Origin of the sequence: Paraburkholderia acidisoli (assembly GCF_009789675.1) — a bacterium.
Classification (GTDB): domain Bacteria; phylum Pseudomonadota; class Gammaproteobacteria; order Burkholderiales; family Burkholderiaceae; genus Paraburkholderia; species Paraburkholderia acidisoli.
Genome location: NZ_CP046913.1, coordinates 943,755 through 961,251, shown reverse-complemented (window position 1 = coordinate 961,251; position 17,497 = coordinate 943,755). Strand labels below are relative to the sequence as shown.

12 protein-coding genes are annotated in these 17,497 nt (G+C 66.9%); 4 read left to right on the top strand and 8 right to left on the bottom strand.

The genetic code is table 11. The annotated features are described in order from the left end of the window. Positions 1-77: 77 nt before the first annotated feature. Entirely contained in the window at positions 78-1,871 is a 1,794-nt protein-coding gene (gene msbA / locus FAZ98_RS04090; protein WP_158949034.1) for a lipid A export permease/ATP-binding protein MsbA, read from the bottom strand. Positions 1,872-2,245: 374 nt separating this feature from the next. Here msbA and FAZ98_RS04085 point away from each other — a divergent pair, with 374 nt between their 5' ends. Further along, complete coding sequence (locus tag FAZ98_RS04085) at positions 2,246-3,034, top strand: glycosyltransferase family 2 protein (protein ID WP_158949032.1); 789 nt, start codon at positions 2,246-2,248, stop codon at positions 3,032-3,034. Positions 3,035-3,058: 24 nt separating this feature from the next. Here FAZ98_RS04085 and dnaE read toward each other — a convergent pair whose 3' ends face one another. Continuing rightward, positions 3,059-6,634 (bottom strand): DNA polymerase III subunit alpha, encoded by a 3,576-nt coding sequence (gene dnaE / locus FAZ98_RS04080; protein WP_158951860.1) that lies wholly within the window; start codon positions 6,632-6,634, stop codon positions 3,059-3,061. A 281-nt stretch (positions 6,635-6,915) separates the two neighbouring features. On the opposite strand from dnaE, the gene FAZ98_RS04075 reads away from it, so the two are divergent. Together FAZ98_RS04075 and gluQRS are read left to right on the top strand one after the other, a co-directional pair. Further along, entirely contained in the window at positions 6,916-7,806 is an 891-nt protein-coding gene (locus FAZ98_RS04075) for a sulfurtransferase (RefSeq protein WP_158949030.1), read from the top strand. 7 nt (positions 7,807-7,813) lie between these two features. Next, positions 7,814-8,770: a tRNA glutamyl-Q(34) synthetase GluQRS gene (gluQRS, locus tag FAZ98_RS04070; protein ID WP_158949028.1), complete on the top strand. Its 957-nt coding sequence runs from the start codon at positions 7,814-7,816 to the stop codon at positions 8,768-8,770. A 73-nt stretch (positions 8,771-8,843) separates the two neighbouring features. On the opposite strand, the gene FAZ98_RS04065 is transcribed toward gluQRS, so the two are convergent. From FAZ98_RS04065 to purT, 6 genes are all read right to left on the bottom strand, one after another. After that, on the bottom strand, positions 8,844-10,358 hold the full coding sequence (locus tag FAZ98_RS04065; RefSeq protein WP_158949026.1) for a DEAD/DEAH box helicase: 1,515 nt from the start codon (positions 10,356-10,358) through the stop codon (positions 8,844-8,846). 701 nt (positions 10,359-11,059) lie between these two features. Further along, a complete protein-coding gene (locus FAZ98_RS04060) occupies positions 11,060-12,496 on the bottom strand; it encodes an aldehyde dehydrogenase family protein (protein ID WP_158949024.1) in 1,437 nt (478 codons plus the stop codon). Between the two features lie 113 nt (positions 12,497-12,609). Continuing rightward, positions 12,610-14,268 carry an acetolactate synthase large subunit gene (locus tag FAZ98_RS04055; RefSeq protein WP_158949022.1) on the bottom strand — a complete coding sequence of 553 codons (1,659 nt, stop codon included), beginning with the start codon at positions 14,266-14,268 and terminating at the stop codon, positions 12,610-12,612. 218 nt (positions 14,269-14,486) lie between these two features. Then, positions 14,487-14,912, bottom strand: coding sequence for an MliC family protein (locus FAZ98_RS04050; RefSeq protein WP_158949020.1), 426 nt, complete (start codon positions 14,910-14,912; stop codon positions 14,487-14,489). Positions 14,913-14,962: 50 nt separating this feature from the next. Beyond that, positions 14,963-15,151, bottom strand: coding sequence for a DUF6726 family protein (locus FAZ98_RS04045; protein ID WP_158949018.1), 189 nt, complete (start codon positions 15,149-15,151; stop codon positions 14,963-14,965). A gap of 149 nt (positions 15,152-15,300) precedes the next feature. Next, on the bottom strand, positions 15,301-16,524 hold the full coding sequence (gene purT / locus FAZ98_RS04040) for a formate-dependent phosphoribosylglycinamide formyltransferase (protein ID WP_158949016.1): 1,224 nt from the start codon (positions 16,522-16,524) through the stop codon (positions 15,301-15,303). Positions 16,525-16,747: 223 nt separating this feature from the next. Between purT and FAZ98_RS04035 the strand changes: the two genes are divergently transcribed. After that, positions 16,748-17,380 (top strand): META domain-containing protein, encoded by a 633-nt coding sequence (locus FAZ98_RS04035; RefSeq protein ID WP_158949014.1) that lies wholly within the window; start codon positions 16,748-16,750, stop codon positions 17,378-17,380. Positions 17,381-17,497: the final 117 nt, after the last annotated feature.

The following is a 17,497-nucleotide window of genomic DNA, read 5'->3' as shown; positions in this document are numbered from 1 at the left end:
GCAGCAATAAAAAAGGCGACCTTCGGGTCGCCTTTTTCATGTCGCGCACGCCGCTTTATGTCGTGCGCAGATCGCGCTTACGCCGCGCCTTGCTGATACTGGATGCGATGCAGGTGCGCGTACAAGCCTTCCTGCGCGAGCAGTTCGCGGTGCGTGCCGCGCTCGACGATGCGCCCCGCTTCCATCACCAGAATGCGGTCGGCTCGCTCGATGGTCGAAAGACGGTGCGCGATCACGAGCGTCGTGCGGCCCTTCATGAGCGTTTCGAGCGCGGCCTGCACGTGGCGCTCCGACTCCGAATCCAGCGCCGAGGTGGCTTCGTCGAGAATCAGGATAGGCGCGTCCTTGTAGATGGCGCGCGCGATGGCGAGACGCTGACGCTGACCGCCCGAGAGCTTCATGCCGTTGTCGCCCACCAGCGTGTCGATGCCTTCGGGCAGCGCCGCGATCGTGTCCCACAGGTTGGCCGCCTCGAGCGCCTTCTGCACGCGCTCGCGGTCGGCCGTCTGGCCATACGCGACGTTGTTCGCCACGGTGTCGTTGAACAGCACGACGTCCTGGCTCACCATGGCGATCTGGCTGCGCAGCGCGTGAATGCCGTAGTCGGCGAGCGGCACGCCGTCCACCAGAAGCTGGCCGCCCGTGGGGTCGAAAAAGCGCGGCAGAAGGTTCACGAGCGTGGTCTTGCCGCTGCCCGAAGGACCCGCGAGCGCCACCATTTCGCCCGGCGCCACGCGCAGCGTCACGCTGTCGAGAATCTTGCGCGAGGCGTCGCCGTAACCGAACGACACGTTGCGAAACTCGATCTCGCCGCGCGCGCGCTCGAGCGGCTGGCCGCCGCCTTCGGGCTCGGCCGGTTCGTCGATCAAACCGAAGATCAGTTCGGCCGCCGTCACGCCGCGCTGGAGCGGCTGGTTCACGTCGATCAGATGCTTGAGCGGCGAGATCACGAGCAGCATCGACGTGACGAAGGCGACGAAGCCGCCCACCGTGGTCTGATCGTGCGACGCCTGCACCACGGCGATGGTAATGACGATGGCGAGCGCGATCGAGGCCAGGAACTGCGTGAGCGGCTGCGCGAGACCGCCCGAGATCGTCATGCGCATCTGGTAGCCGCGCAGGCGCTTGCTGAGCGAAGTGAAGCGATCGATCTCGTATTGCTCGCCGTTGTGAACCTTGACGACCTTGTAGCCGCCCACCGTTTCTTCGACGATGTACGAGAGATCGTTGGTGAGGATCTGATGCTCGCGATTCAGGCGGCGCAGCCGCCGGTTGATCTTGCTGACGAGCCAGCCGATGGCGGGCAGCAGCACGGCGACGATCAGCGTGAGCCGCCAGTTCAGGATGAACAGATAGCCGAGCAGGAAGATCACCGTGAGCGAGTCGCGCACGGCGGTGACGAGCACGCCCATCAGCACGTTGAGGATCTGGTTGACCTCGAACACGATGGCGTTGATGACGGTGCTCGCCGTCTCGCGCTGGAAGAAACCGACGCTCGCGTGGATCATGCGCTCGAACATCTTCAGACGCAGTTCGAGCAGGATGCGATTGGACACGTACTGCAGCAAATAGCCGGACGCGTATTGCGCGAGGCCGCGCACGAGCGCGAGGCCGATCACGGCCACGGGCACGATCCATTTCGCGCTCGGGCTGCCCTTGGTGCCGAAGCCGTGATCGAGCAGCGGCTTGAGCAACGCCGGAATGCCGGCTTCGGTCGCGGCCACCAGCGCCAGCGTGAGAATGGCGCCGATCGACACGCCGAGGAGCGGCTTCAGATAGGGCCACAGCCGCCGGCCGACCGACATCGGGCTCGACGCCGTAGTGCCGCCGATGGGCTTGCTGAGTGTGGACTGGAGGGGCTTCTCGCTCAAGGCATCCTCTGAAATAAGGCGTTAGTGCTACGAACTTCGGAAACGGGACCGGCAAATTCGACCCGGCGGGCTATGCGCCGCCTGTCGGAGACTGGCACGGGGTTACGCATTGTATATGCTCGGCGCACCCGGCCGCCGCGCCATGGAGCCCGGCCGGTGGGGCTGCCAGCCGCCGCCCTGGCGAGGCCGGGGCATGCCGCCGCGCCGGGTGGCCCGCGCGGGCTGTGTATACTTGCGGGCGCGGCGTGACACCGGCCGATCAACGTAACGCGGCACCAAAGGCGCTAAATGCGCTAGATGCACTCGATACCGCACCCGATACCGCAGCACGCACGGCACCCGCCTTCCCTACCGCATTCCCGCTTCCAGCCCGCATGACACACACCACGCTCGGCGTCGCCATCATCACGAAGAACGCGGCGGCACGGCTCGCGCAATGCCTCGACTCGGTCGCGTTCGCCGACACCGTCGTGGTGCTCGACAGCGGCAGCACCGACGCCACGCTCGACATCGCTCGCGCACACGGCGCTCGTGTGCTTGAAACGCCCGACTGGCCCGGCTTCGGCCCGCAGAAAAACCGCGCGCTCGATGCGCTCGACGCGCTCGGCATGGACTGGGTCCTGTCGATCGACGCCGACGAAGTCGTATCGCCGGAACTGGCCGCCTCGATTCGCGCCGCACTTGCCGCGCCCGCCGCCGACGTCTACGCCGTGGACCGCCTGTCGAGCTTCTGCGGCGCGTGGATTCACCACAGCGGCTGGTATCCCGACTGGATTCCGCGCCTTTTCAAGCGCGGCACGGCACGTTTCTCCGACGATCTCGTGCACGAGCGGCTCGTGTTCGAGGCGAACGCGCAACGCATTACGGGCAAACTGCTGCACTACTCGTACGAGGACTTCGACGCGGTGTTGCGCAAGCTGGACGCCTACTCGAGCGCGGGCGCGCGCCAGCGCGCGGCAAGCGGCAAGCGCGGCAGCTTCGGCAAGGCCGTGGCGCGCGGGGCGTGGGCGTTCGTGCGCACCTATGTGCTGCGGGCGGGGTTTCTCGACGGCCGCGCCGGGTTTCAGATTGCGGTGTTCAACGCGGAGACCGTGTATTACCGCTTTCTGAAACTCGCGCGGCTCACCGAAGCGGGAAGCCGCGCGCCTGACGGGCACGGCTAACGCGCGTGCGCCGGCTTTGCAGGATCAATAAACGATTTCGATCGAGCTGCCGGCGAACTCGCCGCGCAGGGCCGCGAGCAGGTCGTCGGTGGGCTTGACGCGCCAGGCGTCGCCGAGGCGCACCTCGCCTTCCGCGCGGTCGTTGCGATAAACGATCTGCACGGCGAGGCCATTCGGAATCACGACCTGTTCGCGCTCGCGGCCACGGCCGCCGCCGAAACCGCCGCCATCGCGGCCGCCGCGCCCACGCGTTTCGGCCACCGGCGCCGGCAGCGAGTCGTCGGGTTTGGCGCGGTACGCTTCGAGCACGCTGCGCAGCGCGAGCGCGTTGGCGTTGCCGTTCATCTGCACCTTCACGGCCTGCGCGTAGCGGCTGCGCGCGCGCTCGAGATCCATCACCGTGTCCACCGTGAAGCGGATGCCGCCCGTGAACGCGTCGTTACGCGCGCCGCCCTGCACCACCAGCAGCTCGTCTTCCTTGAAGAGCGCCTTGTGCGCCTCGTACTGCTCGTTGAACACCGTCACTTCGCACTGACCGGTGCCGTCGTCGAGCAGCGCGATCAGCATCTTGCCGCGCTGGGTCATCTGCGTGCGCAACGAGGCGATCACGCCCGCGACCAGCTTGTCGCGGCCCTCCTTGAGTTCGCCGATCTTCTGGCGCACGAAGCGGCGCACCTCGTCCTTGTACGCGTCGAACAGGTGGCCCGAAAGATAGAAACCGAGCGCGCCCTTTTCTTCCTGGAGCCGGCGCTTGTCGTCCCACGCGGGTTCGTCGACGAGTTCGTGCGCCGCCAGCGGCGCGTCGCCCATGTCGAAGAGACCCGCCTGCATGGCGTTGGCGCTCGCCTGCTCGGCGGCCTCCATCGCCATGGAAACGGAGGCGAGCAATTGCGCGCGATTCGCGTGGATCGAGTCGAGCGCGCCCGCGCGGATCATGGCCTCGATCGTGCGGCGATTCACGAGACGGCGGTCGATGCGCTCGCAGAAGTCGAACAGGTCCTTGAACGGACCGCCTTCTTCGCGCGCGCGCAAGATTTCTTCGATGGCGTTCTGGCCGCTGCCCTTGATCGCGCCCAGACCGTAGCGGATCGTGCGCGAGCGCCTGCCTTCGGCCACGTTGGCGTCGGCGACCGGCTCGAAGCGATACGCCGAGGCGTTCACGTCGGGCGGCAACACCTTCATGCCGTTCGTGAGGCAATCTTCGAACAGGATCTTCACCTTGTCGGTGTCGTCCATGGCGAGCGACATATTGGCCGCCATGAATTCCGCCGGATGGTGCGCCTTCAGCCACGCCGTGTGATAGGCGAGCAAGGCGTAGGCGGCCGCGTGCGACTTGTTGAAGCCGTAGCCCGCGAACTTTTCCATCAAGTCGAAGGTTTCGTCGGCTTTCTCGCGCGTGAGGCCGTTCCTGGCCGCGCCTTCCGCGAAGATTTCGCGGTGCTTGACCATTTCCTCGGGCTTCTTCTTGCCCATCGCGCGACGCAGCAAATCGGCGCCGCCGAGCGAGTAGCCGCCGATGATCTGCGCCATCTGCATCACCTGTTCCTGATAGACCATGATGCCGTAGGTCTCTTTCAGAACCGGTTCGACGCGCGGGTCGGGGTACTCCACCACTTCGCGGCCGTGCTTGCGCGCGCAGAAGCTCGGGATCAGGTCCATCGGGCCCGGACGGTACAAGGCCACGAGCGCGATGATGTCCTCGAAGCGGTCGGGCTGCGCGTCTTTCAGCATGCCTTGCATGCCGCGGCTTTCCAGCTGGAACACGGCGACCGTATTCGCTTTCTTGAGGATCGAGAACGACGCCGGGTCGTCGAGCGGCACCTGCGCGAGCGACCAGTTTTCCTTCGACGGGTCGAGACGGCGAATGTAGCGCTCGGCCCAGTCGAGAATCGTGAGCGTGGTCAGGCCCAGAAAGTCGAACTTCACGAGGCCGACGGCTTCCACGTCGTCCTTGTCGTACTGGCTCACCACGCCGCTTTCGTCGCCCTGCGTGTAGAGCGGGCAGAAGTCCGTGAGCTTGCCCGGCGCGATCAGCACACCGCCCGCGTGCATGCCCACGTTACGCGTGAGACCTTCCACGAGCTGCGCGAGATCGAGCAGCTGATGCACTTCGTCTTCGTTGTCGTAGCGCTCCTGCAGGAGCGGCTCTTCCTTCATCGCGTCGGCGATGGTGACGTGCTTGCCCGGCTTGAACGGAATGAGCTTGGCCACGCCGTCGGTGAAGTTGTAGCCGAGGTCGAGCACGCGGCCGATGTCGCGCACCGCCGCCTTCGCCGCCATGGTGCCGAAGGTGGCGATCTGCGAGACGGCGTCCGCGCCGTACTTCTCCTTCACGTACTGAATGACGCGGTCGCGGCCGTGCTGGCAGAAGTCGATGTCGAAGTCGGGCATCGACACGCGTTCCGGATTCAGGAAGCGTTCGAACAGCAGGTTGTAGCGCAGCGGGTCGAGGTCGGTAATGCCGAGCGCGTAGGCGACCAGCGAGCCCGCGCCCGAGCCCCGGCCCGGCCCGACCGGCACGCCGTTGTTCTTCGCCCAGTTGATGAAGTCCGCGACGATCAGGAAGTAGCCCGGGAAGCCCATCTTGATGATGGTGCCGCACTCGAAGTCGAGCCGCGCGTAGTACGTCTCGCGCTGTGCGTCGCGTTCGGCTTGCTGCGGGAACAGCTGTTCGAGGCGCTGCTCGAGCCCTTCCTTCGAGAGTTGCACGAGGTAGTCGTCGAGCGACATGCCGTCGGGCGTAGGAAAGAGCGGCAGCTTGGGCTTGCCGAGTTCGAGCGTGAGGTTGCAGCGCTTGGCGATTTCGATGGTGTTCGCGACCGCCGAGGGCAGGTCCGCGAACAGCGCGGCCATTTCTTGCTGGGTGCGAAAACGCTGGTCGGTCGTGAAGCGCTTCTGGCGGCGCGGATTCGCGAGAATGTCGCCCTCCGAGATGCACACGCGCGCTTCGTGCGCGGTGTATTCCTCGTCGGTCATGAACTGCATGGGATGCGTGGCGACCACGGGCAGCTTCAGCTGCGACGCGAGCGCCACCGCCTGCTCGATATACTGCTCCGCGCCCGGCTGGCCGCAGCGTTGCAGTTCGATGTAATAGCCGTTCGGGAACAGCGTGGCCCAGCGTTGCGCATGACGCTTCGCGCTTTCCACGTTGCCCGCCGCGAGCGCGAGACCCACGTCGCCCTGCTGCGCGCCCGAGAGCGCGAGCAGCCCTTCGCCGAGACCCGCTTCGAGCCACGCGACGTCGACTTCGGCGCGGCCGCGATACTGGTTCGTGAGCCACGCCTTCGAGAGCAGTTCGCACAGGTTCAGGTAGCCGCGCTTGTCCTTCACGAGCAGCAACAGGCGCGAAGGCTTGTCGCGGTCGTCGGGATTCATGATCCAGACGTCGCAGCCGGCAATGGGTTTGACCCCTTTGCCGCGGGCTTCCTGGTAGAAACGGACGAGGCCGAAAGCGTTGCCGAGGTCGGTGAGCGCGAGCGCGCCCTGACCGTCTTTGGCCGCCGCCTTGACGAGGTCGTCGAGACGCACGATGCCGTCGGCAATCGAGAATTCGGAATGGACGCGGAGATGGACGAAGCGGGGATCTGACATGGACGAGATTGTACCTCTACGGTCACGCGATTTTGCCCGCCGCCCGCAGTGGCGGCGCAACGTTGGCCGAACGGACAAGGCCTTGCGCGAGCACAGACCCGCGGCATATCGCCCGAGGTTGCGCGCAGGCGGCAACCCTCGCGATTGAGGGATAATAGCGGATTGCGTCCGGCGCGCGCCCTGCCCCTTTTTGTCGTCCGCGGGCGGGATTCGAGCGCGTCCGGCACCGGTTTTCACGCGCGCTCCACAGCCCGCCGCGGGCCCGTTTCGAGCGCTTTACACGTTGCATCATGCGTATTCTCAATCTGTCCGCTTATCAGTTCGCCACGCTCGACAACACCGTCGAATGGCGCCCGCTCGTGCTCGCGCGCTGCCAGGCGCTCGATTTGCGGGGCACGATCCTGCTCGCGCCGGAAGGCATCAACCTGTTCGTCGCCGGCGAGGAGCCGAACGTGCGCGCGTTCATGGACTTCATCAACCACGACCCGCTGTTCGAGGGCAAGTTCGCCACCTTGCAGTTCAAGGAAAGCCTCTCGGAAACGCGCCCGTTCAATCGCATGCTCGTGCGTCTGAAGCGCGAAATCATCACGATGAAGAAGCCCGCGATCCGCCCCGAGGAAGGCCGCGCGCCCTCGGTGGCGCCGGTCGTGCTCAAGCAATGGCTCGATCGCGGCCACGACGACGAAGGCCGTCCGGTCGTGATGCTCGACACGCGCAACGCGTTCGAGATCGACGTGGGTACGTTCGAGCGCGCGCTCGACTACCGCATCGACAAATTCAGCGAATTCCCCGCCGTGATCGAAGCGAACCGCGCCGACCTCGAAGGCAAGACGGTCGTGTCGTTCTGCACGGGCGGCATTCGCTGCGAAAAAGCCGCGATCCACATGAAGGAAGTGGGCATCGAGCACGTGTATCAGCTCGAAGGCGGCATTCTCAAGTACTTCGAGGAAGTGGGCGGCGCGCATTACCACGGCGACTGTTTCGTGTTCGACCAGCGCACCGCGGTCAATCCGCAACTCGAGCCGACCGACACCGTGCAGTGCTTCGCCTGCCGCGCCGTGGTCACGCCCGAAGAGCAGGCTTCGCCGCTCTACGAAGCGGGCAAGAGTTGCCCGGCGTGCCACCCCGAGCGCGCAGGCGCCGGAAACGCGGCATCGGCGTCCAGCACGGCCGCGGCGTAATTCACGCGTGAGCGCGCGGAGCTATCGCGGGCGCTTCGCGCCGTCGCCCACCGGGCCGCTGCATTTCGGCTCGCTGGTCTCGGCGCTGGCGAGCTGGCTCGACGCGCGCGCGCAGGGCGGCGCGTGGCTCGTGCGCATCGAGGACATCGACGGTCCGCGCACCGTGCCCGGCGCCGCCGCAGGCATTCTCGCCACGCTCGAACGCTTCGGTTTTCATGCCGACGAACCGCCGGTCTGGCAAAGCGCGCGGCTCGAACCCTACCGCGCGGCGCTCGACGCGCTGGTTGCCGCGGGCCATGTCTACCCCTGCGGTTGCACGCGCAAGGAAATTGCCGATTCGCAACTGCGCGCGCATCAGCGCAACACCACGCTCATTTATCCCGGCACCTGCCGCAACGGCCTGCATGGCAAGCCCGCGCGCGCGTGGCGTCTGCGGGTTCCCGACGACGCGGCAGGCGACGCGCCAAACGACGCGCCCGCCGCCGCACCGAATCCCGCGCTGATCCGCTTTCACGACCGCTGGCAAGGCGAGCAAACGCAGAATCTCGCCACGGAAGTCGGCGATGTCGTGCTGCTGCGCGCGGATGGCCAATGGGCGTATCAGCTCGCCGTGGTCGTCGACGACGCGGCGCAGGACATCACGCACATCGTGCGCGGCGCGGACCTGCTCGACTCCACCGCGCGGCAGATCTGGCTCCAGCAGTGCCTGGGCGTGCCCACGCCCGCGTATCTGCACGTGCCCGTCGTCAATAACGCCGACGGCGAAAAGCTCTCCAAGCAGACGGGCGCGCAGGCGCTCGACGCCACGCGCCCGCACGAGGCGCTGCCCGTGCTCGTGGCGGCCGCGCGCCATCTCGGGCTCGACCTGCACGACGCCGCGCCCACGACGCTCGAAGCGTTTCAGGCCGATGCCATCGCGGCATGGCAGCGGCGGCTCGCGCGGTTGCCGGCTTCATCGACGTAAAAAGCCGCGCGCCAATGCGAAAACGGCGTGCCGGAAACTCCGGCACGCCGTTTTTATCGCGTCGACAACCCGATTAGTTCGAAGGCGTCGGCTTGTTGCGCCACGACGATCCCAGACCGCCCAGCAGCGCCGCGAGCGGCTGCTTCGACTGCGCGGACTTTTGCGGCGCGGCGGCCGCGGCCGGCGCGTTGTCTTCCGCCTTCGAACGGGCGGCCGGCGAAGGCTCGTAGGGCTTCAGGAAGAAGTCGTCGACCGGTTGCGAACGATGATGCGGACGATCGAACGAGGTGGAACGGCGATGACCGCCGCGCTCGCTGCGCTCGTTGCGGTCCGTGCGTTCGCCACGTTCGCTGCGCTCGCCGCGCGCCTCGTAACCGTCGCGCTCGCGGCGGCGGCCGCCGTTTTCGTGATGCGCGATCGGCGTGTCGACTTGCAGGCGCTCGACCGTCAGCGGGCGCTTGATGAGCTTTTCGATGTCGGCGAGCTGCTTCTTTTCATTCGGGCTGCACAGCGACAGCGCGTCGCCCGAGGCGCCCGCGCGGCCCGTGCGGCCGATACGGTGCACGTAGTCTTCGGCGCTGAACGGCAGGTCGAAGTTGATCACGGCCGGCAGTTCGGCGATGTCGAGACCGCGCGCGGCCACGTCGGTCGCCACCAGCGCTTCGATTTCGCCGCGCTTGAACGCGTCGAGCGCCTGCATGCGCTCGCTCTGCGACCGGTCGCCGTGAATCGCCGCCGCGACAATGCCCTGCTTCTCGATCTGACGCGCGAGACGGCTCGCGCCGATCTTGCTGTTGCAGAACACGATCACCTGCTTGAGGCTGCGCTCGCGAATCAGTTGCACGACCGCGCCCGTCTTGTCGCCCTCGGCGACTTCGTAGACGATCTGCGTGACGTTGGTGGCCGTGGAATTGCTGCGCGCGACTTCGATCGTCTGCGGCGAGCGCAGGTAGGTCGCGGCGAGCTTCTTGATTTCCGGCGAGAACGTGGCCGAGAACAGCAGCGTCTGACGCTCCTTCGGCAGCAGGTTCAGGATGCGCTGGAGGTCGGGCAAGAAGCCCATGTCGAGCATGCGGTCGGCTTCGTCGAGCACGAGCATCTGCACCTGACCCAGGTTCGTGGTCTTCTGCTGGACGTGATCGAGCAGGCGGCCCGGCGTCGCGATCAGGATTTCCACGCCGCGGCGCAGTTCGTCCGACTGCGGATTCATGTCGACACCGCCGAACACCACCGCGCTGCGCAGCGGCGTGTGCACCGCGTAGGAGCGCACGTTGTTGGCGACCTGGTCCGCCAGCTCGCGCGTGGGCGTCAGGATCAGCGCGCGCACCGGATGGCGCGCGGGCGAGGCGCTCGTGCTCGCGTTCGGCAACAGCCGCTGGATGATCGGCAGCGAGAAGCCCGCCGTCTTGCCGGTACCCGTTTGCGCCGCAGCCAGCACGTCCTGGCCCGTGAGCACGACGGGAATCGCCTGCGCCTGGATCGGCGTGGGCGTCGTGTAGCCCTGATCCTGGATGGCCCGCAGGATGTCGGGGGCAAGGCCAAACTGGTCGAAGGTCGCAGTGCTGGGCTTGACGGCTGTGTCGGACATGGTGGCTTCGCTATAAAGGCGCTGTGCGCGCGAGGCGCGGGAGCGCCTCAAATGATCACTGCAGGTAGTACGTGGAATTGCCTGGGATTGCCTGGATCGTGCGGGATGCCGCCGGACGGGCCGTGACCCTCGTCTCGTGCCACATCTCGCGCAAGATCCCGGCACCTCGCGCCACACCGTGTCGCAACGCGGCGGCGGCGCCGGACGCGCGCGGTTTGCGCGCCGTGCCTCGTGCCTGCTTCAGGTTGGCGCCGGATCCCGCCGCACCTTTTTTGGGGCGGCGGTCCCGATCGGCCGGTCGCAACGCGGCGCAGCCAGCTTCGCGCTCGCAGCCTGCCGCTTGCGCGCAGCAGACCGGCGACTCGCCGGGTGCTTCGATCGAGCCTCGATCGGGCCTCATTCGGCCGTTCGCCAGTTCCTGACGAACGCGCCGCTGCGCCTGACCGCCAAAGCTTACCGATGCCTTTCTGCACCGATCCGGCCACGGCAGGCGCAACCCGCCGAAAGGCCGGTATTGTAACACCTTGGCATAAATCCCTATGGCAGCGTCCCACGCCTTCTGTCAACGGCACACCGGGCGATGCGGCGTTACAACACTTGCGGGCGCAGAAATAATCGTGCCCTTTTTATCGCCCATTTTTGTTGCCTATTTGTTGTCGCCGCTTTTTCGCCCTGCCATCGCCGGTGCCGCGATGTGCCGCTCACCAGGTCTCGCGCATCACCATCAAGCGCGGCTCGGTCATGTCCTCGATCGCGTAGCGCACGCCTTCGCGCCCGAGCCCCGAATCCTTCACGCCGCCGTACGGCATGTTATCGACGCGAAATGACGGAACGTCGTTGATCACCACGCCGCCCACTTCGAGGCCCTCCCACGCCCGATGCGCGTTCGCGAGCGAGTCGGTGAATACGCCCGCCTGGAGGCCGAAGTCACTGTCGTTGACCATCTCGAGCGCGCGGCCGAAGTCGTCGAAGCGCTCCAGGATCGCGACCGGCCCGAACGCCTCCTTGCGGTAGAGGTCGGTGTCGCGGCGCACGTCTTCGAGCAGCGTCGCCTCGAACATCGCGCCGTCGACCTGGCCGCCCGCGATGATCTTCGCGCCGCCCAGCACCGCGCTTTCCATCCAGCCCGCCAGCCGCTTCGACTCCGAGGTGGAGATCATCGGCCCGACGAAGGTGGCGGCGTCTTTCGGGTCGCCCATTTTGAGCGACTTGACCTTGGCGATGAGCTTGTCGCGCAGCGCGTCGTAAAGGGACGCGTGCACGAGAATGCGCTGCACGCCGATACAGCTTTGCCCCGACTGGTAATACGCGCCGAACGCGAGCCGGTCGACCACGTAGTCGAGCTTGCCCGCCTGGTCGCCGTCGACGATGGCCGCCGCGTTGCCGCCCAGTTCCAGCACCACTTTCTTCTTGCCCGCCTTCGCCTTGAGGTCCCAGCCCACGGCGGGCGAACCGGTGAACGACAGCAGCTTGAAACGCTCGTCGGTGGTGAACAGATCGGCGCCGTCGCGATGCGCGGGCAGGATCGAGAACGCGCCCTTCGGCAGATCGGTTTCGGCCAGCACCTCGCCGATGATGAGCGCGCCCACCGGCGTGCGGCTCGCGGGCTTGAGCACGAACGGCACGCCCGCCGCGAGCGCGGGCGCGACCTTGTGCGCGGCCAGGTTGAGCGGGAAATTGAACGGCGAGATGAACGAGCACGGCCCGATCGGCACACGCTTGACGTAGCCGTGATAGCCCTTGGCGCGCGGCGAGATCTCGAGGTTCACGATTTCCCCGTCGATGCGCACGCTCTCCTCCGCCGCCACGCGAAACGTGTCGATCAGGCGCGTGACTTCGCCCTTCGAGTCGTTGATCGGCTTGCCCGCCTCGATGCACAGCGCCTCCGCGAGTTCGTCGAAGCGCTCGCGAAAACGCGCCACGCAATGATCGATCACGGCCTGGCGCCTGAACGGTTCGAACGCGCGCATGGCGGGCATGGCGGCCTCGGCGGCCGCGATGGCCTGGTCGATCGCCTTGGCATCCGCGAGCGCGACGCGGGTGGCGACCTCGCCGCTGAACTTGTCGGTGACTTCGAGATCGGTATTGGCGGCCACGGGCTCGTTGGCCAGATAGTACGGATAAGTCGGTTTGAGCATGACGGGTTCTCCGGAAGACGGATCAACGGCTCGGATTCACTGCGCTGTCAAAACCGGCGCGCAAAGCGCGCGCCCACCTGCTGAATCGCTGTCAGGCCGACACCGCCCGCGCCTCACAACTGCGCGCTCAAGCGCTTGATCTCGCGATTGAGCACGCGTTCGTTGTCGGAATAGTCGATCGGCACGTCGATCACATGTACGCCCGGCGTGGCGAAGCACTCGGCCATCAGCGGCGCGAGTTCGTCGGCGGCGCGCACGCGGTGGCCTTTCGCGCCGTAGCTGCGCGCGTATTCCACGAAATCGGGGTTTTGCAGCGTCATGCCGTAGTCGGGGAAATTCATGTTTTCCTGCTCCCAGCGGATCATGCCGAACGCGTCGTCGCGCAACACCAGCACCACGAGATCGAGCTTCAGGCGCACGGCCGTTTCCACTTCCTGCGAATTCATCATGAAGCCGCCGTCGCCGCACACGGCCACCACTTTGCGCTGCGGATGCACGATTTTCGTGGCGATCGCCGAGGGCAGCCCCGCGCCCATCGAGGCGAGCGCGTTGTCGAGCAGCACCGAATTCGGCTCGCGTGCGCGGTAGTAGCGCGCGAACCAGATCTTGTACATGCCGTTGTCGAGACACAGAATGCCGTCTTCGGGCATCGCGCTCTGCACGTCGTGCACGAGCCGCACGGGATAGATCGGAAAGCGCGCGTCGTGCTGGCCTTTTTCCAGATGCGCCTCGAAGTGCCGCTTGATCTCCTCGAAGCGCGCGAAGTCCCACGCGTGCTCGCGCCGCTCGACGCTGTCCGTGAGTTGCTCCTTCAGTTGCCACACCGCATTGGCGATATCGCCCACCACTTCGATCTGCGGGAAATACACGGGGTCGACTTCCGCGCCGAGAAAATTCACGTGGATCACGGTCTTGTCTTCGGCGCTGCGCATGAAGAACGGCGGCTTCTCGATCACGTCGTGACCGACGTTGATGATGCAGTCGGCGTGCTCGATCGCGCGGTGCACGAAGTCTCCGTCCGATAGCGTGGCGTTGCCGAGCCAGAGCGGATGCGATTCGTCGATCACGCCCTTGCCCATCTGCGTGGTGAAAAACGGAATGCCGGTCGCGTCGACGAATTCGCGCAGCACGTTGCGCGTGGTCTTGCGGTTGCCGCCCGCGCCGATCATCAGCAGCGGATGGCGCGCCGAGCAGATCGCCGCCACCGCGTGCGCAACGGCCTTTTCCTCGGCCACGGGACGGCGGCTGTAGCTCTTGGGAATTGGCTTGCCGTCGCCTTCTTCGTCGGCCACGTCCTCGGGCAGTTCGAGATGCACGGCGCCGGGGCGCTCCTGCTCGGCCTGGCGAAACGCCTCGCGCACGAGCGCCGGAATATTGCCGATGGAGACGATCTGCCGCGCGTACTTGGTGAGCGGCTCCATCATGCGCACGACATCGACGATCTGAAAGTGGCCTTGCTTGCTCGACTTGATCGGCTTCTGGCCGGTGACCATCAGCATGGGCATGCCGCCCAGTTGCGCGTAGGCGGCGGCGGTCACGAAGTTGGTGGCGCCCGGGCCGAGCGTGGCGAGACACACGCCCGTGCGGCCTGTCAGCCGGCCGTAAGTCGCGGCCATGAAACCGGCGGCCTGTTCGTGACGCGTGACGATCAGACGAATCTTCGAGCGCCGCAACGATTCGAGCAGATCGAGGTTTTCTTCGCCCGGAATACCGAACACATAATCGACGCCTTCGGCTTCGAGCGCCTTGACGAACAGATCCGATGCTTTCATCGACAACCTCGCTGGCAGAGTCGTGGTGTGACGGGATGCGGAGGAAGCCGGCGCGGGGCGCGCGACGTATGACGGCCGGCCGTCCACGATGCCCGACAGATTACTCCGGCGCAGCGGATGGCGTCGTGAATCGCGCAGGCTCGATTGCCTGCGCGGCCAGCGTGTTCGGCCTTTGCGGCCTGGTCGGCGGAATGGACGGCGTCTGCGGACAGCGCGCGTCAGCGCATGATGGTCGCGCAGCCGGCGAGAACGGGTTTGGCGCTGTCGCCGGAAGCGGTGTCGTAGAGATCGGCGCCGGGGCCTTTGGTCCACCACGTGTAGCGGTCGGCGACATAGCGCACGCCCGAGGCCGCGATCACGCCGACGAACAGCAGCTTGCGGCCGTCCACGGGCACGAGCGCGAAGCTCTGGCCGTTGGCCGCGTTGAAGTAGGTCACCTTGAAGTTCGCGCCGCTCGCGCAGGTGTAGCTGAAGGTGTGGCGCGTTTGCACCTTGATGCCGGGCACTTCGAGCGACGCGCCACCGGACGCGGCTTGCGCGAGCGGCGCGGCGAACGCCGTCAGCGCACCGGCCAACGCGAGCGCCCACTTCAGGCGCGACGAAAAAGAAACCGGCGAGCGTGCGCCGGCGCGGACGTGGATCATCGTGTTCTCCTGGCGTGGCATGTATCGGGACATACGGGCGCGGCCGCAGTTCAAGGATCGATCACATCGGCGCAGGCATCGGTGGGCGCGGCGGCGAGATGCCCGACCAGCGGCACGATCTTCAACCCCGCCGATGCCACACGGCACGGCGCCGCCGCCACGCCGCAACCCGCCAGCGCAGTCGCGCACAACGCAGCGCCAACCCAGCGCGCCACACGAACGAAGAACACGTTGCTCATACTGAATTCACCTTCGGCCTGCACCGACACGATAACCCGCTACATGCACACCACGGATATCGCGGGTGCGGCGGAGGGCCGCGATTATCGGCTAGAGGCGGTGCGCGCAGCTTGTGCGGGATCAAGCCGCGCGCACGAAGCAAGCGGATTTATTGTGCCGCGTCGCCCGCGACCGGACGCACCGCCGCGGCCGCCGCGCGAGCCCGCGCGCGCGCTTCTTCGAGATCGGCGCCGGTGGCGAGCGCGACGCCCATGCGGCGCTTCACGAAGCTCTCCGGCTTGCCGAACAACCGCACGTCCGCGCCCGGCACCGAGAGCGCATCGGCCACGCCTTCGAACGCGATGCCGCGCGCGTCCATGCCGCCGTAAATGACCGCCGACGCCGACGGCCCGCGCGCCGTCGTATCGACGGGCAAACCGAGAATCGCGCGCGCGTGCAGCTCGAACTCGGAAAACCGCTGCGACGCCAGCGTGACGAGACCCGTGTCGTGCGGACGCGGGCTCACCTCGGAGAACCACACTTCGTCGCCGCGCACGAACAGCTCGACGCCGAACAGGCCGCGGCCGCCCAGCGCCTCGGTCACCTTGTGGGCGATCTCGCGCGAGCGTTCGAGCGCCTTCGCGCTCATCGGCTGCGGCTGCCACGACTCGACGTAGTCGCCGTCCACCTGCCGGTGGCCGATCGGATCGCAGTAATACGTCTGCACCGCGCCGCTCGCCGGGTCGGTGGCGCGCACGGTCAACTGCGTGATTTCGTATTCGAAGTCGATGAAGCCCTCGACGATCACGCGGCCGTGGTTCACGCGGCCGCCCGCGAGCGCGTACTCCCACGCGCGCTCGACGTCGGCGTCGCTGCGCAGCACCGACTGGCCCTTGCCCGACGACGACATCACCGGCTTCACCACGCACGGATAGCCGACCTTGGCGATGCCCGCCTTCAGTTCTTCCAGCGAATCGGCGAACGCGTACGGCGAGGTCGCGAGGCCGAGTTCCTCGGCGGCGAGGCGGCGGATGCCCTCGCGGTTCATGGTGAGCTGCGCGGCGCGCGCCGTGGGAATCACCTCGGCGACGCCTTCGGCTTCGACCGCCGCGAGCGCGTCGGTGGCGATCGCCTCGATCTCGGGCACGACGAGGTGCGGGCGCTCGGCGTCGATCAGCGCGCGCAGCGCCTTGGGATCGGCCATGTCGATGACGTGCGCGCGATGCGCGACCTGCTGGCCCGGCGCGTTTTCGTAGCGATCGACGGCGATCACCTCGACGCCCAGACGCTGCAGCGCGATGATGACTTCCTTGCCGAGCTCGCCAGCGCCGAGCAGCATGACACGGGTGGCGGAAGCGGAAAGCGGCGTGCCGATGCGGGGGCCGGTCTGCATGATGTCTCCAGAATGACAGTGAGGCGGGAATGCGGGGAAGCGCCGATGTTAACATGCGGCCCCGCCCGCTCGCCGCTCGTTTCTGGCGCGCGGGGCCGCCCGTGACGATCCGGTCCGCGCCCGGCTGCGCCAGCCTTCGGACGGGCGCGGGCACGTTTGACGCTCGCGTGGTGCGGCGCGGTGCGTTACCCTTACGCCTTCGTCGATTACCAGGACCGATGCGATGCCCTCAAGCCTGCGCTTGCGCCCCGTGCGGCGTTTTTCCGCGCGACTGCTCGCTTCGCGCGCGGCCCCGCTCGCCGCCGCGCTGCTCGTTTGCGCGTGCAAGCTGCCCATCCACCAGGATGCGTCGGCGCCGCCGCCCGATCCGTTCGCGCCCGCCGCGACCCAATTGCTCGACAACACGCACTGGCAGCTCACCGAATGGAAGCGCGCCGACGGCGCGCTGCGCGACCTGCCCGGCGCCAACGCCGACGCGGGCGCGGCGGCTTCGCCCGGCGCGCGCCCGATCACGCTCGACCTCTCGACCGACAGCGGCCAGCGGCGCGCGAGCGGCTATTCGGGCTGCAACCGCTATTTCGGCAGCTACACGCTCAAAAACGGTCTGCTTTCGTTCGGCCAGCTCGGCGGCACGCGCATGGCCTGCGTGGGCGCGGGCGGCGCGGTCGAAACTTCGTATCTCGACGCGCTCACGCACATCGCGCGCTCCGGCGTGCAGATGCGCGACCCGCAGGCACTGCTGCTCGTGCTCGACAACGGCGACCACCTGACGTTCGCGCCGCAAGGCGCAACCGGCGCGGCGCCGGCTTCAGCGGCTTCGGCGGCCGATATGCGGCCCGCGCAGCCATCGCAATGAACGCGCTGAATTCGCTGAATTCGCAATGAGCGCCGTATCCGGCGCCGGCCGCGCCCTCGCCCGGCGCGGCTGTTTTTTTGCGGCGAATTTTTCCGTGAGTTTTGCCGTGAATCCAGG

Coding starts and splice junctions, on each gene's coding strand:
- FAZ98_RS04075 (WP_158949030.1), top strand. CDS start 6,916: ATGCGTATTCTCAATCTGTCCGCTTATCAGTTCGCCACGCTCGACAAC.
- FAZ98_RS04045 (WP_158949018.1), bottom strand. CDS start 15,151: ATGAGCAACGTGTTCTTCGTTCGTGTGGCGCGCTGGGTTGGCGCTGCG.
- FAZ98_RS04065 (WP_158949026.1), bottom strand. CDS start 10,358: ATGTCCGACACAGCCGTCAAGCCCAGCACTGCGACCTTCGACCAGTTT.
- FAZ98_RS04060 (WP_158949024.1), bottom strand. CDS start 12,496: ATGCTCAAACCGACTTATCCGTACTATCTGGCCAACGAGCCCGTGGCC.
- FAZ98_RS04035 (WP_158949014.1), top strand. CDS start 16,748: ATGCCCTCAAGCCTGCGCTTGCGCCCCGTGCGGCGTTTTTCCGCGCGA.
- FAZ98_RS04085 (WP_158949032.1), top strand. CDS start 2,246: ATGACACACACCACGCTCGGCGTCGCCATCATCACGAAGAACGCGGCG.
- FAZ98_RS04055 (WP_158949022.1), bottom strand. CDS start 14,268: ATGAAAGCATCGGATCTGTTCGTCAAGGCGCTCGAAGCCGAAGGCGTC.
- FAZ98_RS04050 (WP_158949020.1), bottom strand. CDS start 14,912: ATGATCCACGTCCGCGCCGGCGCACGCTCGCCGGTTTCTTTTTCGTCG.
- purT (WP_158949016.1), bottom strand. CDS start 16,524: ATGCAGACCGGCCCCCGCATCGGCACGCCGCTTTCCGCTTCCGCCACC.